Origin of the sequence: Fluviicola sp., from assembly GCF_039596395.1 — a bacterium.
In the GTDB taxonomy this organism is placed as follows: domain Bacteria; phylum Bacteroidota; class Bacteroidia; order Flavobacteriales_D; family Crocinitomicaceae; genus Fluviicola.
Genome location: NZ_JBCNJT010000001.1, coordinates 543,691 through 559,426, shown reverse-complemented (window position 1 = coordinate 559,426; position 15,736 = coordinate 543,691). Strand labels below are relative to the sequence as shown.

The window sequence follows — 15,736 nt, the reverse complement described above, 5'->3', positions numbered from 1 at the left end:
AATTTTTAAATATATTTGCTTCGTATTTAAAATATTGGTGCGGTGGACAGGACTCGAAAAATTGTCTAACTAATATTTTAAACAAATGAAAAAGATTAGCACTTTATTCAAAAAAGACCCTAACGACTTAGGCCGGATTATCAACGAGATCAATCCTGAAAATGCATGGGTTTTTAATGGTGAAGGAATTGCCACCCGTAAATTCGACGGAACTTCGGTTGCCATCATCAATGGTGTATTACACAAACGGTACGATGTAAAAAAGGGACGAACAGTTCCGGAAAATGCCATTCCCTGCCAGGAAGCAGATGCATTGTCTGGGCATCATCCGCATTGGTTGCCTTGCGACCGGGCTAAAAAAGAAGACCGTTATTTCTTTGAAGCGTTTGACCGATTGACGGAAATTGCAGACGGCACGTATGAATTGTGCGGACCGAAAGTTCAGGGAAATCCGGAGAATCTGGAACACCATGTATTGATTCCGCACGGTAAAGAAGTCATTGAAATTACAGATTTCAGCTTCGAAGCATTTAAAACCCTGTTATCCGACAAGGAAATGAATATCGAAGGAATTGTGTTCCATCATATTTCAGACGGCCGCATGTGCAAGATCCGCAAGCGGGATTTCGGCGTAAAACGATAAAGTAGTCTTTAAACAGTTAAAACGGGGTTGTTCGTCAAAAGCGGATAATCCCGTTTCTTTTAACGTTTCTTCGGAAAGAAAGGACCTGAACGGAAGCGCCACTGCTTTCATTGAGCTATCTTTGCACCGCATTCAAATCTCAAAGCAATGTCACCGGAAAACTTACTGAAGCAAATCCAGTTCATCAAAGAAATCGACAAGATCAAGTACATCCAGCGCAAAACGAAATTGTTTAACAGCGACCGCCAGGAGAACGATGCTGAACACAGCTGGCATTTAGCCATGATGGCCATTGTGCTGGCAGAACATGCCAATGCAGCTGTTGATTTGCTGAAAGTGATGAAAATGGTCCTCATTCACGATATTGTGGAGATTGATGCTGGGGATACCTTCATTTACGACACGCAAAAGAACCATTCCAATACAGACGAAGAGCGGTTGGCTGCTCAGCGCATTTTCGGGATCTTGCCAGAACAACAAGCCGAAGAACTGATTGCCATCTGGGAAGAGTTTGAAGCCGGGGAAACCAACGAAGCGAAATTTGCACGGACCATGGACAGGCTGGAACCCTTATTGCAAAATACCTCCAACAATGGCGGAACCTGGAACGAATTCGGCGTTACGTATGACAAAGTATATGCTAAAAAGAGCGTGATGAAAGAAGGTTCCACTACCATTTGGTCGTTTGCGGAAGCGTTGATCAATGACAGCGTGGAAAAAGGGATTTTGAAGAAGTAAAGCGTTATTCCCGCTGCCCGGCCAGTTCCGTTGCTGTTACCCCGTATTGTTTTTTGAAAACAAAGGAAAAGTGAGACAGGTCTTCGAAACCCAGATCGAGATATATTTCGGATGATTTCTTCCCCTTCTCCCGGATCAGGTAATACGCTTCCTGCAACCGTTTTTGAAGCAACCACCGACTGGGTGTTTCGTGGAAGATCTTTGCAAAGTCCCGCTGAAAGGTGGAAAGACTTCTTCCTGTGAGGTAAGCAAACCGGTCCAACTGCACATTGAAATGGTAGTTTTTCTGCATGAACTCTTCCAAATCAATTTTATGCGGTTCCGAAAAATCAAACAAACTGTTTTTCAAATCCGGCTCGAGCTTCAGCAGGATCAGCAAGGCTTCTTTTTGTTTCAGCTTCAGCATATGTTGATCTGTATCCAAATCTTTGTAATCGATCAAAGCATGCATAAACGTGCTCAACGATTTGTTTTCCGGGAATTTATAAAAGACCGGCCTGGATGCTTGTTTTTCGGCGGTATATCCGTATTCATTGCTGAAATCCCGCAATAATTGCTCGTCAAAACGCAAGCTCAGTGACTGGAATTCTCCATTCGGAGGCGGAAACTTGACAAATTTGAGTAATTGGTTCTTTCGCACCACATAAATTTCTCCTTCACGGATCGTTTCTTTGGTTTCGCCGTCGTTCAATTCCATGGAACCTTCAAGCACAATTCCCACAGCATGGGTTTGCACAAATTGTTCCCCTTCCCGGAACTCAGCCAGGTGACAGGAGTAATTGATCGGAAGGCTGTGACTGGTCTTATCCATAATTCGTTCATTCAAATTTAAGATAGAATGGAGAAGGAAAAAAGGAAAAATGAAACAACTATCAGCAATTCCTCCATTTTCCTTTTTTCCTTTTTCCTTTTTACATTTTACATTATACATTCAGTTATTCCAAAATCGTCTTGGGCTCCAGGTAGGTTTCCAAACCGTAAACGCCGTACTCTCTTCCGATACCGGATTGTTTGAATCCTCCGAAAGGAGCCAGCGGATCGTGTTTGAATGCATTGATCATTACTCTTCCTGCATCAATTTGAGCGGCTACCCGGTTAGCATGTTCGCTATCTGCAGAGCTGATATAAGCTGCCAAACCATAGCTGGTATCATTCGCAATCGCAATCGCTTCTTCTTCCGTTTTATAAGGAATGATGGACAAAACCGGCCCGAAAATTTCCTCTTGTGCAATGCGCATATGGTTGCGGACGTTGGTAAAGATCGTTGCCTTCACAAAATTCCCGCTTTCCAAACCTTCGGGCTTCCCTGTTCCACCGGCCAGCAATTCTGCTCCTTCTTCCTGGCCCAGTTGAATGTAATCCTGCACGCGTTCAAATTGTCTGACACTCACAAGTGGTCCCACATGCGTGTTTGCATCCATCGGGTCGCCGACCTGAACTTGCTGAACCGCCAACTTTGCCAATGCATTCACTGCTTCCAGTTTATTTTCCGGAACCAGCAAACGTGTCGGGGCAATACACGCCTGGCCGCTGTTCATATAAGCCCCGAAAACTGCCATCGGGATGGCTTTTTCCAAATCGGCATCGTCCAGGATAATATTCGGTGATTTACCGCCGAGCTCCAGTGTCACGCGTTTCATGGTTTCCACCGCTCCTTTGGCAATCGATTTCCCTGTTATAGTAGAACCTGTAAAAGAAATCTTTGCAATATCCGGATGGCTGGTAAGCTCTGCTCCTACTACTGCTCCCAACCCGTTTACCAGGTTGAAAACACCTTTCGGAAGGCCTGCTTCGTGGAAACATTCCAGCAATAATTGAGTCTGTGCAGCGCTCATTTCACTGGGTTTCACAACGACCGTACAACCTGCGGCAACGGCAGTGGCAAACTTGTTGCAAATAAAGCTGTTGCTGGCATTCCAGGGTGTAATGATTCCCACAACTCCCAGAGACTCCAGGCGCACACGCGATTCCCCGACCGGTTTTTCAAATTCAAAATTCCGTAATACCTGAATCATATTGGTAAATGAATCCATGGCATTTTTTACACTCGCTTTGCAAAACTGAAGCGTTCCACCGTATTCTTCCACCATGACTTTCACCAATTCATCTTCACGTTTGCTTACCGCGTCGTGCAACTGTTGCAAATACGCCATCCGTTCTTCAACAGTTGTTTTCCGGAATGTTTTAAAAGCTTCTTTTGCTGCTGCAATGGCCAGTCGGGTGTCTGTTTCGTCTCCCAGCACTACTTCTCCTGTTTTTTCGTTTGTTACCGGGCTGATTAAATCGAAGGTCTCTGTTCCGTGTGGCGTAACGAATTGTCCGTTCACATACATTTGGTCTATTCTTTTCATTTGTCTGTTTTTTTTACAAAGTTCCGGCAATTCCACGCAGTTTACTTTGTTGAAACAGTCAAGTTTACTTTGTTGAAACGGTCAGAAAACAGGTTCTTTCTTTTACCGATTCAAATATGAGCCGCTGAAGACATAAAATTGAGCTTTCAGAGCAACTGAATCCTCTGTTAAACCGGCAACTTTGTTTTCTCATTTAAACAGCTCAATATGACAATTGAAAAAATAACCCTGGGAAAAAACGGCCCTTTGGTCTCCAAATTAGGATTGGGATGCATGCGCATGTCATCGGTGTGGGGCGGCAAAAACAACGACGAAGCTGAAAGTATTGCGACCATTCAGCAAGCCTTCGACAGCGGAATCAACTTCATCAATACCGGGGACTTTTATGCCAGCGGACACAATGAACTGCTTGTTGGCAAAGCCATCAAAGGCAGACGTGACGATGCGTTCATCAGTGTTAAATTCGGGGCCATTTTCTACAACGGCCACATGCTCGGACTGGATATCCGTCCAAACTCCATTAAAAACTTCATCAATTATTCATTGGTTCGTTTGGGAGTAGAAACCATTGACCTGTATCAGCCCTGCAGGTTAGACAACAGTGTTCCGGTGGAAGACGTGATAGGAACCGTAGCTGATTTGATCAAAGAAGGAAAAGTACGCCATTTGGGAGTTTCCGAAATTACCGCCGACCAACTGAAAAAAGCACATAGCGTTCATCCGGTAACGGCATTGGAAATCGGCTATTCACTGGCCGACCGGCAAATTGAAAAAGAATTGCTTCCAACTGCTAAGGAATTGGGAATCGGAGTGGTTGCTTTCGCAAATACTGCTGAAGGCCTCTTGACAGGAACATTAAAAGCCCCGCTTGCCCCGGATGATTACCGCAATCATTTTTCCCGGTTCCAGGGAGAAAACCTGGTTCAAAACCTGGAAAAAGTAGACGTCCTGGTGAACATGGCAGAAGAAAAAGGTGCTTCGCCTGCTCAACTTGCCATTGCCTGGGTGAATGCACAGGGTTCTCACATCATGCCTTTGGTCAGTATGAACAAACGCTCCCGGCTGTCGGAAAATATTGATGCCATGAATATGGCCTTTACTCCGGAAGAAATGCGTATTTTAAATACCGAATTTGCGGACGGCAATTTGCTGGGAGATACTTACCTGCAGCGATAACCGGAAATTGATTCTTTAACGAATTCCAGACATGACAAATCCATCCGAAATAATCCCCGGTGTGATCTTTTACAATTACCTGACCGGCTATCTCAAAGAGAAAGCCGGTTTTTGGGAACACAGTACTTTGGTACTGCTGGTTTCCGGAAAGTTTGTCCTGGAAACTTCCACCCAAAAGATCGGGTTAAAAAAAGGTGAAATGCTCCTCATCCGTAAAAACCAACTGGGGCAGATTAGTAAATTTCCTTTGCCGGGTGAACATTATCAAACGATCGTCATTTCCCTGCAGGAAGAATTCCTCCGGCAAATCGCCCTGGAAGAGCAATTGGAAATCCAGGAAAAGTATGAGGGGGAACTGTCTGTCAGAATCCCTTCCACCGAATTCCTGAAAGGATATTTCCAATCCATCCTTCCTTATGTGTCCGATTCTTCCCAGAGCATGAGTACCGAAATGGGGATGCTCAAAATAAAAGAAGTGGTGAAGTTGCTGCTGCATACCATGCCTTCATTGCGCGCTTTCCTGTTCGATTTTTCAGAGCAGCATAAGATAGACCTGGAAAAATTCATGCTGAGCAACTTCCATTTTAACATCCCGGTTGAACGGTTTGCGCAATTAAGCGGAAGAAGTCTGGCATCCTTTAAACGCGATTTCCAAAAGACATTCGGGATGCCGCCCAGACAATGGTTACTGGAAAAACGCCTTTCGGAAGCACGCTACCTCATCGAAAAAAAACAATTGAAGCCCTCCGAAATTTATGCGGAACTTGGATTCGAAACTTTTTCCCATTTTTCGCACGCCTTCAGAAAAAAGTTCGGGAAAGCACCTTCCGAATTCAAACCGGTTGTGACCGGGTAATCTTCTAAAAAAGCATTGTAACGTGTTTACCAACCGGGATTATAGACACATACAGTACTTTTTGAATTATTAACCCAAAACCAGGTACTATGAAACATCTTCTTTCCCTCCTGTTCCTTTTATTCGTTAACTCCATTTTTGCACAAGAGCAAATCGAGCACCTGCTCAAATCCAAAGTCTTCGGTACGGAACGAAAAGTCACTGTTTATCTTCCGGCAGAATACCTGCTCGACCAGGAAGGAAAGTTCCCCGTTGCCTATTTATTCGACGGACAGTTTGAACCTTACCTGAAAATGGTTTCCGGAATGATGGAATATTACAGCCAGACAAACCTGTGTAACAGTTTGGTAATCGTTGCAGTTCATACCACGGACCGTTTCGGGGAATTTGTTCCGGAACCGAAAACGGATGCAAATCAAAAAACGACTTATTCGACCAAACTGACGGATTTCCTCGAACAGGAATTGTTCCAGTTTATAGATTCAGCGTACCGCACCACCCGATTTAAACTCGGAATCGGTCATTCACTGGGCGGAACTTTCCTGCTTTACGAAGCCTTCAAACCGGATTCGCCTTTCGGGGCCATTATTGCAGCAAGTCCGAATACCAACATGGAAGGAATGACCAAAATGATCCCGGAATACCTGGATAAACATCCTGAAATGAATACCTTTTTCTATGTAACAGGTGGCGATACCGATCAGATGGAACTGGATTTTCTGCGTACAACGATGCAGATCGATTCTTCCATCAAGGCCCGGAATTCCGGATCATTGGATTGGAACTTCCGGAAATACGAACACTCCAACCACATGGAAACTTTCCCCAAAACATTTAATGACGGCTATTTGCTGTTTGTACAACACTGGAAAAGTATTTCAAATGACTTTTCGACATTGAAAGGCCTGCAAGGTCCCGCATTGGAAGAAGCAGTTAAGAAGCTATTAGCTAAAACAGCCGCTAACGAACGGACAGAAATGCCCTATTCATTTCGTGAAGTTTCAGGAATGCAACGGCGGGCTGAAATGTCAAACGAGTACCAACTGGCTTCGAATATCTGTGGGTTGCTGATCCCGATGGTGGAAACGGGCGCTGCATTTTCCAAAGAAGAAAAAGAGGGAATGATTCAATGGCTGAAAGAAAAACAGCTTTTTCTCCGGTTCCAGGATATTTGTAACAACGCTCAAATTGCTCTGGACCGGAAAGATTACAAACTGGCGGCACAGGAATATTCCCGTGCTTTTGACATGAACATTATTCGCGGGACATTTGCTCCCCGTCTCAAATCGTTGGAAGCTTTTGCGCAAAGTGGAAACACGGAGGCTGCCTTTAAACAACTCGATCTGCTTGCAAACCATTACCAACTTCGCGGAAGCAGCTCACTCAGGGAAAACGCTTTACTTTCACCGCTGCACAAAGACAAACGCTGGAATAAGTATCTAAAGATCCTCGATGAAAACACGAAGCTGAAAGCAGAATAAACCCGGAACAACCGTTAATAATCAAAAATGTGTTCCACTTCGTAGTGTTCTTCTTTGACTTTCAACAGCATCCGGTTCAGGTCTTTCACCAAAACAGCCAGAACAATGCGTTTCTTCTTCGGTTCGGAAGGAATCGGCTGATAGAAAATGTTCTCGGTGTAACTGGTTGAGAAGTATTTGTTTCGCGGTACTTTCAGTGAGACAAAAATCGCAGCATCATTCCCGGAAATCTCCCGGAAAGTCAGTTTATCTTCTGCCAGCTGAACGGCTTCCGGGTTGAACCGTGCATACCTGTTTAAGCGAAGAAGCGCACTTTTATCCGGGTAACTTTCCACGACATCGTATTTCTTTTTCAGTTTCGGTGCAAGTTTATCTACCAGGACCATCGTGTAGGTATCATCCGGTCCGTGCATGGTTTCCGCCCCCATTTTGATCAGTTTTCCGTACCCCCATTTCACCACGAGTTCGGAAGTGAGGAAGTATTTGCGTTCCAGTTTCCGGAAAAAGTGTTTGTCGAAAAAAGAGGTTTCCGTCCACAGTTTTTTCAGGCGGTCTTTAAAATCGAATTCATACCAGAAATTATCGTTGATAAACGCCACGTAATCCTTCGTGTATTGAGCCGTAAAGCGGTCTTCATCCGTTTCAACCGTTCTGGTATCGGTCAGTCTTCCGACAACCCGTTCATACCAGGCTTTCGTGACATATTCCGCAGAACAACTCGAATTAATGATGTAGATCATCAGCTGGTATTCCCCGTTGTATTTGTATTGCGTATGATTCGTATCCGTGTATGTCTTCACCAGCTTGTGAATGTCCCAGATCTGCGCATTCTGGCGCATGTACGGAAATGTGCTAGCAGTGGTGTGCTCAAAATAATCGGCTTGTTCCTTCGGACTGAAAACCAGGTACCATTCCGGAATGCTTAAGATGGCCTGATCGACCCTTCTCCGGTATTTGGCCGGTGTTTGCGGATCTTCATTCTTTGCAGTCCATTCTTCCGGGATCAATACACCTTCATCATCGACAAATGTATTCGGTTTTTGCAGGTAAAAAGTCAGCAAAGCCAATGCAGAAGAAGTGAATGTAAATAATAGCAACCGTCTCATTCCATCAATTTTTAGCGAATGCCAGCAAGGTATTCAGTGAAGGATCATTCTCCTGTAAAATGCGGAATCCCTGGTCCGCGAACCCGGAATTTTCCAGCAGTTTTACCCACTCTTCCACCGAACCGAACGAGCGGTATTCTGCTTCGTTCTTTGCCCAGGTTTCATGCAGGCCCAGGTTGAAAACGGTATGTACCAACGAAGCAAAAACACGCATTTCTTCCGTATTCACATCGTGATCGCGCATGATAAACAATCCGCCGGGTTTGAGCACGCGTTTGATCGACTCCACGAAAGCCGGCAGCAATTCTACCGGGCAATGGTGCAAACCGATGTGACAAGTCACCACATCCAGGCTATTATCAGCAATTTGGGCCGGAATGGGTTTGTAGTCCAGGTGGAAAAAGGTTCCGATCTTCCCGATCTTCCCGCGTTCCATAATATCTGCAATCCCGTTATTCGGAGCAATGTCATTCATCAGGTAAACCGGACCCGTGATCCGGATGTGCTTTTTCAATTCACTGATATAACGGCCCGTTGAACCGATTTCCAGGTAGCCGTTTATTCCTGTTTTACCTTCCAGGATTTGAAGTACCTGGCTCGACATTTCTCTTTTCTGTTTCTTCAACGCCGGCAAAGCATATGTCAACGCAGAAAGAAAGGGCGTAATGCCTTTCAGTTCTTTTTGAACGGCTTCATAAATCTCTTTGTCCGTTGCCAACTGTTGCGATTTTTCTGCAATCAAATGATGGAATTTGTCCTCCGGGTAAAGGTGAAAAATTCCCTGCAAAAACTGGTAGAACCGGTCGCTGGATCGCGTATCGGAGAAAACGGCTTTGAATTCGGATGTCGGATTATTCATAATTGGCATGTGGATTATAGTATTTTTCCCAGAGGGAATTCCGGAACTTGTTAGCCGGATCGATCTGTTGTTTCAGGCGGAACAATTTCTTTGCGTGCGGGTAAGCTTTGTGGAATTGTTCTGGGGTAGCATGAAGCTGGTACGGCAGGTAATACGTTCCTCCGCAACTCAACGCAGCATCCGTCAGTTCACGGGTCCAGATCCCTACTGTATTCTTTGCTTTTTCATTCGTACTTTGCTTGTACCAGATCACGAATGCAAAGACTTCTTCTTCACTCCAGCTCAATAGCGAATCGCGGTTTTGTACGGCATGTCGGATCGACACATTGATCACATTGACTTTATAACGGCGGAAAATTCCGGCCATTTTCGCAGAAAACTCCTCAAATTGCTCCACAGGAACGAAATATTCCTGGAGGATATACGAACTATATTCCCGCGAAGCCGGTTCCAGTTCAGCCACATCATAACCTGCTTCGTAATTGCGCCAATGCACTTTTTTCCTGCTGTAAAGAATCGGATCGATCACAAATTGCCGTCTCCACTTGGAAAAATTGCTCTTACTGAAGGAACTGATGAAAAACCGCTCTACCGGGTATTGTGCACGAAGCGGGATCAAACGGGCTTTCTGTGTCGTTTTTTTCGTAGTCCGCACCCAGGAAACCCCGCGAATTCTGGAAAAATCGGGCGGATATAAATCACCGTTATGCAGGATCACATCCTTATTATCGCGCACTTTCTTTTTGAAAAAATCGAGGTACTGATCCGTTTTCACCAGTTTCCATTTGCGCTCCATCCGTTCGTTCTCCGCCAATTCGAGTTCAACAGCTACAATAACCGCAATGGCATTGTAACAGCCCACAACCGCCTCAAATAATTCCGGGTGCTGCGTCCGCGAAACCGTTTTCAGATCTCCGTCTGCCGTAACGATGTCCAATGAACGAACCGACATCACTACCGACCCGTAACCGATATACCGGCCGTGACAATTCACACTTACAGAACCGCCGACCGTAAAATTTGCATAAGACTGCATCACTTTTACACTCAGATCGTGGGAATCGATGTGTTTTTGGATATCACACCAGCGAATGCCGGCTTCCACTTTGATCCGTTTTTCTTCCGGGGGAAAGGAAATTACGCGGTTCATTTCGCGCATATCGATGTGAACGCCATAGGAACTGGCAGTGTGTCCGCCCATACTGAAGCGCCCTCCGCCCACCGAAAGATGTCCTTCCGTTTCCCTGACGATTTTCTGCACTTCTTCCACAGAACCGGGAACAAGCACTTTGGAAACCAAAACCGGGTTTAACCGGGAAACATCGTTTACGATCTTCTCGCCTGTTTTCAGGTGTTTGATCGGTTCCGCGTCGGGATTCTTATAGTAATCAGCAGCCAGATTCGGACTTGGCCCGAACTTATTCTCCTTTTTCACTCCGCGCCTGAATCCCAGGACCAGGAATAAAAACAAAGGCCCGAAAACCGGGATGAGTATCAGCCAAAGCCAATAGCCCGACATCCCTACATCGTGTAACCGTTTATTGGCCGTACAAAACAACGCCCAATAAAGCAAAGGATACAAAATCCAGGTTGCACTTTCGGAAATTCCTCTTTCCAATGCGTTAAACAGCACATAGAAAATGGTCCAGATAAAAATCGATATCAGCCAGTAAGTTCGTCTGTTTATACGCCCTCGTTTGGTAAAGAGCAGGTAAGAAATGGGCAGTTGTTTTTGATAGTTCATCCGGCTGCTAATGTACAAGAAATTCGATTTGAATGGATTCCGGCAGGAAAGAAAAAATTAGTTTCCGGTGGGAAGCTCCAACCCGTATCGGATGGCCGCTCCAAGGACATCCGGATGGATGTTTTTCAGCGTTTTGAATTTGATACAATAACCGGTAATACTTGCCTTACCCAGCGTTTCACCATAGGTTCGGGCTAAAAAGGTTTTGTCTTCCAATCCCAGGATATAAACAGAGATACCGGTTGTGTTTGCGCTTAAGCCAACGCGGTAAAACTCACGGCTTGTTCCGTCCGCATAGTGAATGATGTAACCTCCGTAACCGATATTCGGATTGGAAACCACTTTACCTTCCGCATTCCTGCCATCCGTGAACCACAACTTGCAGCCCGGTGAAATACCGAGTATCAATTCGTGCAGCGTTTGCATTTCCCCGCGCTTGGGTTCGGGCTGACTTCCGATGTATTCGCTGATTTGTTCCTGTACTTCCATATCGGGTCAATAGTACGAATAATCCCGGAAAATCAATTGTCCGAACTAGTCAAAATGAAAAATCAGGGACAAACCGTATGTTCTCGGCGCACCCAAATGAACCGCTCCGAAATCATAGGCATAATCGATGAAACGGGTATCTGCCAGGTTCCTTACCCAAATCGCCGATTCGAATTGTCTGTACCCGATTCCCGCTCTTACATTCAGCAAATTGTACGCTTCCTGCGAAATCTGATTCGCAAGGTCGAAAAAGTGATCCCCCACATATTTCCATTCACCGCGCAAAGTTGCCACAAAAGCATGTTTCAGAGGCTGCGTGTACTGAAGTACCAGCAATGAAGTAACACGCGGAGTAAAAAGCTGGCGGTGATTATCCAATTCAACAGCCTGGTCGTTTTGAGAAAGTGTTAAAGAAGGATATCTCGCATCGGTATACCCGAAATTACCACGGATTTCCACTTGTTTGAACGGCAATGCAGCCAATTCCAGTTCTACGCCTTTACTGATCAATTTTCCGGCGTTGCGGGTGATTGTGATAGCCTCGGGAAGAATCAATGTTGGCACCTGGGCGTTCAGTACCATGGTATAAAAAAGTGCTACATGGAACGATAACTGGTTTTTGAGCAAGCTGCTGCGAAATCCCACTTCCAGGTTATCACTATATTCCGGGTCAAACGCATATAACGGCGGCTGGGAAGGATCGTTTGACAACTGGGTCAATCCACCCGGACGGAATCCCCGGCTATAGGTCGCATACCCGCTTGAAGTCTCGTTGATATGATAAAGCAGCCCTGCTTTCGGGGAGAAAGCGGTAAAATCAGCTTTTCCGGTTGTATCGGAACGCAGCGCGAAAAGCGGCTCCGGATCCGGGTCTTTTTGGTATTCGCTCAGTACTGATTGCCGTTTGTATTCCAGGTCGTAACGCAAACCGGCCGTCAACTCCAGTTTTTCGATCAAAACCCATGTTACCTGCCCGAATAAAGCCCCGCCCGCACTCCGGAATTTAGAAGTATTAATCACCGAAAAATCGGTATCGGGCGCACCGATCAGCAAAGCATCCCCGCCATATTTCACCGCTTGCTTCACAAATCCTTCCTGGAAAAACAAGTAGCTTCCCGCAACCCATTTCAAGCGCTTGGCTGTGGCCGGTGAACTAAACCGGAATTCCTGTGCAGGAACGGTAGTACGATTCCATTTTCCGCCGTAATCATTGTAGATCGACACGGCATCCAACGGAGAAAAATCGCCGTCAATAGCTCCGTCGTAATAACGCTGGTTTGTCTGGAAAGTAGATTGTGACACAAAATGGAATTGCTTCCCGGAATAGTGGAAAGAAAGCGAACCGTTGAGCGTATTATCGATCATTTTTGCAACCGCGTCCTGGTTCAACCGATAAGGCTGCTCCATAGCTTCTTCCTTGCTGGAATGAAGGGGAAAAGCTCCGTTATTGCGGTGATGGTTTTGCTTGAAATTTGCCCGTAACGACCAGTGTTTGCCAAGCTGGTATTTCAGGTTGTAATTCGCTGTAATCGTTTGCTGCACATCAAAAGAGGAATGATTGTACTCATTGGTAAAAAAACCATTGTGTGACTGGTAAACAGCGGAAACTCCCGCATAGAGTTTATTTTTGACCACCGGCGTGCTGATTCCCGCACTGTAACGCTGCCAGCCGTAATTCCCCAGGTGTGCTTCCGCAAACCCTCTTGTTTTATTCGACGGTTCTTTGGTAATGATGCTGATTACACCGCCCATTGCACCGCGCCCATAAAGTGTACCCTGCGGGCCGCGCAAAAATTCGATTCGTTCCACATCTATCAATTCGGAAATGTAAGTATCCAGCCCGAATTGATTGACTCCGTCGATGTATGTTGCCACCGCCGGATCGTAAGAGGTTGAAGTAATTCCCCGGATGGAAGTGACGGTCCGGTTATCTCCCGGGTTCCCGGTAAAAAGGTTCGGAGCAAGTGCTGTAAAATCTGTCGTATTCCAAAGCCGCAACCGGGTAACATCTCTTGCAGAAAGGATGGTCACACTTCCCGGAAAATCTCGCTGCAAAGTTTCCTGTTTCACAGCCGAAACCGTCACTGTTTCCAGGGTAACCGATTTGTCTTTCAGGATAATTTCGTGCTGCACCGTATCCGGAAACCGGATCGGGTATTCCAGCGAGCCGGTAGTTGGTGACGAAATATGAAGCAAGTACTCGCCCGGTAATAGTCCGCTAATGACAAACATTCCATCCGCATTTGAACGGGTTTCCGTTTCGGTATTCAATACCCGGATTCTTGCCTGGACAGGATCACCCGTTTCATTTTTGACTGTGCCGGAAAATTCCTGGGAAAAGGCCGGAAAGATCAGGAATACGATCCAAATCGGCAGGAAATAACGGAAAAAGCTCATTTTGCTTTTTTATAATGGTTCCATGCCTTCATGTACTTTGAAATATCTTTCAGATCGCTTTTGGAAATTTCATCCTTTTTAAACGAAGGCATCACTCCCAGCCCGTGCCGCACCTGGAAACGCTTCACGAATTGAGGTACCGGTACCGGGTTGATCGCAATACCGACACCGCCTTCACCTCCCGGATGACATTTTTGGCAATGCATCATGAACAATTGTTCGCCGTGAGCGATTTGATCGTTTGCAGGAACAAACACTTTACCGGTAACCGGTTCAGATTTGCGTATACCGCAATAATCCATCAGGAAAATTCCCATTCCCCCGATGATCAATAGTACTAAGAACCGTTTCATAATTTCGTGATTTTCCAGATTACACCTGTGTTTGTTTGTGGCTGCGGTCCTTGTTCGGTCATTCTCATGATCCCGAAATCAACTACATAGAGTACTTCGCCTGTCGGATCGAACTGAACCGAAAGCGGCCGTTCCAATCCTCCTTCGCCCAACCAGGAAGCCGGACCGTTCTTTCTGCCTTCGTTCACAGCAAAGTCACGGATCACGCCTGTTTTGACATCCACCCGCACGATCTTGAATCCAACCGGAGCCAGGACATCACCTACTGTCGGGGCCATATCACCGAATTGCGCAATGAAAGCCTCACCGACAAAACCAAACTTGCTGCTGGTCGAAAAATCAAATCCGTTGGAGGAAGAATGCACACCCAAAACCGCTGTTGGTTTGGGAGGATCGTTCGGGTATTTTTGAAGTACCGGCTTCACTTTACCTTTGCCCGGTGGTTTGAACTCTTCATCGTCCTGAATGGGTTTTCCTTCTGAAAAATCCGGCCATCCATACCACATTCCGGTGGTTATTTCCCAAAGCACATCACCTGCGCCCCAAACCGGGCGGCTTCCTCTATCGTCAAAACCGTTTTCGGTAATAAACAACTTACCGTCTTCCGAAAAGGCCAGTCCGTACGGATTTCTCAATCCCCAGGCTACCAGTTCAGGTTGCCCGCCTTCCAGCGGAATGCGCATAATGGAACCGGTACACGGAACCGCGCCTTTGATTACCTGCCCAGCAACAACTGCTTCGCCAAAGGCTGAATAAGGGCCGGTAAGCGTTGTATCATCTTTATCGTCCGTGAGTACATTGTCTGACGGATAATTGATCCCATTCAGCACAATATCCTTGCAGGGAATGTCGTGAAAATCCTTTTTACGCCACAACCAGCCGAAATCGGCATTATCGGGGCCAACGACACCTGAATTCGTTGCAGTTCCCTGGCCGAAATAGATGTATCCGTCTTTAATCGCCGGGCCGTTGGTTTGATGGTCGCCCATACTCGGCAGATTTTCCGTGAGCACTTTGATCTTCCCGTCTTTAGAAATCCGGAGTATTTTCCCGCCTCCCAATGCTCCGCCTTCTACCAGGTAGAAATATCCTTTGTGAAAAACAACTCCTGTCCACGGGCCATTTTTTTCTCCTGAAGCAATGGTTGTTTTGCTGCCATCGGCATTCAAACGGATCAGTTTCGGTTCTTTCCAGATTTCACCGTAGGAATAGCCCGTTTCTGTTACGTACATCTTTCCTTCGTCATCAAAAGTAACCGCCGCCGGAAAAGTCAAATCCACAGCAACCGGTTCGATCTTGTAACCGGGAAGCAATAAAATATCTGATGTGTCAATAGTACGTGCAGGAATGACTTTGATCTGGCCTCCACCTCTCGATTTCCGGGTGGTGTAGCATCCTGTCAGCAACAACGCGCTGAAAAGGACAAAACTCAGGAATAGCTTTTTTCTCATACATCCATATTTAGTAAGGTCAGCTAAAGTTTATTAACTGACAGTACCAAACTAAGACATCATGTATGAAAACTCATTACATTTTCACAGAG

At 45.9% G+C, this 15,736-nt stretch carries 14 protein-coding genes; 5 read left to right on the top strand and 9 right to left on the bottom strand.

The features are described from left to right. Positions 1-85 precede the first annotated feature (85 nt). Positions 86-643 carry a DUF5565 family protein gene (locus ABDW02_RS02200; RefSeq protein ID WP_343631709.1) on the top strand — a complete coding sequence of 186 codons (558 nt, stop codon included), beginning with the start codon at positions 86-88 and terminating at the stop codon, positions 641-643. 147 nt (positions 644-790) lie between these two features. Continuing rightward, positions 791-1,381 carry an HD domain-containing protein gene (locus ABDW02_RS02195; protein ID WP_343631707.1) on the top strand — a complete coding sequence of 197 codons (591 nt, stop codon included), beginning with the start codon at positions 791-793 and terminating at the stop codon, positions 1,379-1,381. A 4-nt stretch (positions 1,382-1,385) separates the two neighbouring features. Here ABDW02_RS02195 and ABDW02_RS02190 read toward each other — a convergent pair whose 3' ends face one another. Together ABDW02_RS02190 and ABDW02_RS02185 are read right to left on the bottom strand one after the other, a co-directional pair. After that, a complete protein-coding gene (locus ABDW02_RS02190) occupies positions 1,386-2,192 on the bottom strand; it encodes an AraC family transcriptional regulator (protein ID WP_343631705.1) in 807 nt (268 codons plus the stop codon). Positions 2,193-2,316: 124 nt separating this feature from the next. Then, positions 2,317-3,732, bottom strand: coding sequence for an aldehyde dehydrogenase family protein (locus ABDW02_RS02185; RefSeq protein WP_343631703.1), 1,416 nt, complete (start codon positions 3,730-3,732; stop codon positions 2,317-2,319). A gap of 207 nt (positions 3,733-3,939) precedes the next feature. On the opposite strand from ABDW02_RS02185, the gene ABDW02_RS02180 reads away from it, so the two are divergent. From ABDW02_RS02180 to ABDW02_RS02170, 3 genes are all read left to right on the top strand, one after another. Next, positions 3,940-4,908 (top strand): aldo/keto reductase, encoded by a 969-nt coding sequence (locus tag ABDW02_RS02180; RefSeq protein ID WP_343631701.1) that lies wholly within the window; start codon positions 3,940-3,942, stop codon positions 4,906-4,908. Between the two features lie 31 nt (positions 4,909-4,939). Next, entirely contained in the window at positions 4,940-5,764 is an 825-nt protein-coding gene (locus ABDW02_RS02175; RefSeq protein ID WP_343631697.1) for an AraC family transcriptional regulator, read from the top strand. Positions 5,765-5,853: 89 nt separating this feature from the next. Beyond that, positions 5,854-7,245 (top strand): alpha/beta hydrolase-fold protein, encoded by a 1,392-nt coding sequence (locus tag ABDW02_RS02170; RefSeq protein WP_343631695.1) that lies wholly within the window; start codon positions 5,854-5,856, stop codon positions 7,243-7,245. A gap of 14 nt (positions 7,246-7,259) precedes the next feature. On the opposite strand, the gene ABDW02_RS02165 is transcribed toward ABDW02_RS02170, so the two are convergent. Genes ABDW02_RS02165 through ABDW02_RS02135 form a run of 7 tightly spaced genes read right to left on the bottom strand, consistent with a single transcriptional unit; the run spans position 7,260 to position 15,644 of the window. Beyond that, positions 7,260-8,351, bottom strand: coding sequence for a hypothetical protein (locus tag ABDW02_RS02165; RefSeq protein ID WP_343631693.1), 1,092 nt, complete (start codon positions 8,349-8,351; stop codon positions 7,260-7,262). A 4-nt stretch (positions 8,352-8,355) separates the two neighbouring features. Then, positions 8,356-9,210, bottom strand: a complete 855-nt coding sequence (locus ABDW02_RS02160; protein WP_343631691.1) for a methyltransferase domain-containing protein — start codon at positions 9,208-9,210, stop codon at positions 8,356-8,358. Continuing rightward, positions 9,203-10,954, bottom strand: a complete 1,752-nt coding sequence (locus tag ABDW02_RS02155; RefSeq protein ID WP_343631689.1) for an FAD-binding protein — start codon at positions 10,952-10,954, stop codon at positions 9,203-9,205. The genes ABDW02_RS02160 and ABDW02_RS02155 overlap by 8 nt, the downstream gene beginning before the upstream one ends. Positions 10,955-11,011: 57 nt before the next feature. Then, positions 11,012-11,443, bottom strand: a complete 432-nt coding sequence (locus ABDW02_RS02150) for a DUF1801 domain-containing protein (protein WP_343631687.1) — start codon at positions 11,441-11,443, stop codon at positions 11,012-11,014. A 45-nt stretch (positions 11,444-11,488) separates the two neighbouring features. Next, the gene (locus ABDW02_RS02145; RefSeq protein ID WP_343631685.1) at positions 11,489-13,840 is read right to left on the bottom strand and encodes a TonB-dependent receptor; all 2,352 of its coding nucleotides are present in this window, start codon (positions 13,838-13,840) and stop codon (positions 11,489-11,491) included. Next, positions 13,837-14,193 (bottom strand): cytochrome c, encoded by a 357-nt coding sequence (locus tag ABDW02_RS02140; RefSeq protein WP_343631683.1) that lies wholly within the window; start codon positions 14,191-14,193, stop codon positions 13,837-13,839. The genes ABDW02_RS02145 and ABDW02_RS02140 overlap by 4 nt, the downstream gene beginning before the upstream one ends. Beyond that, the gene (locus ABDW02_RS02135) at positions 14,190-15,644 is read right to left on the bottom strand and encodes a PQQ-dependent sugar dehydrogenase (protein WP_343631681.1); all 1,455 of its coding nucleotides are present in this window, start codon (positions 15,642-15,644) and stop codon (positions 14,190-14,192) included. The genes ABDW02_RS02140 and ABDW02_RS02135 overlap by 4 nt, the downstream gene beginning before the upstream one ends. Between the last annotated feature and the right edge of the window lie 92 nt (positions 15,645-15,736).